2 protein-coding genes are annotated in these 625 nt (G+C 49.3%); both read right to left on the reverse strand.

The genetic code is table 11. The annotated features are described in order from the left end of the window. A partial coding sequence (locus R7R78_RS27415) for a ThiF family adenylyltransferase (protein ID WP_225474767.1) occupies positions 1-357 on the reverse strand: 357 nt, incomplete at its 3' end. Then, a partial coding sequence (locus R7R78_RS27420) for a thiamine phosphate synthase (protein ID WP_225474768.1) occupies positions 347-625 on the reverse strand: 279 nt, incomplete at its 5' end. The genes R7R78_RS27420 and R7R78_RS27415, both read right to left, overlap by 11 nt.

Genomic DNA, 625 nt, shown 5'->3' on the forward strand with positions numbered 1-625 from the left:
CAACATGACTTCGAGTTGTAACTGAGCTTGGTCGAGACGCTTGGTAATCGTGCGTACCTGAACCATTGAATTGAGATGACGAAGCTGCTGAGCCATCGCCTCGGTTTTCGCCAGTTCGATGTCGCCTTCACGATAGATAACCTGGCGCTGCAAATTGCTGCTGTCGACACGGTCATCATCAATCACAACCAACTTACCCACGCCAGCTGCCGCGAGATACAAACTTGCTGCACTACCCAACCCACCACAGCCAATGAGCAACACATGAGATTGACCAAGACGAGCTTGGCCCGATTCTCCGATTTCAGGTAACGAAACTTGACGCTGATAACGAATGAATTCTTGATCAGTAAGCACGATAGTCCTCCATGACCAATGACGTGCTCGTTGTGCTCATCAGTTGGTCGAAAAACTCAATCACTTGTTTCGGCGATTCGGACAAGGTAATCGCACGAACCACCGCTAAACTGGACACGCCACATTGCCAAACTTGCTCTGCGTTTGATTGGTCAATGCCACCAATGGCCACAGTTGGATAGCCAACACTTTCACCATATGGAATGCTATCGATCAGCTTTTGATACAAGGCTAAGCGAACCAAACCTTGCGGCTTGGATGGCATCTG

This window comes from Vibrio sp. 2134-1 (genome assembly GCF_033339495.1).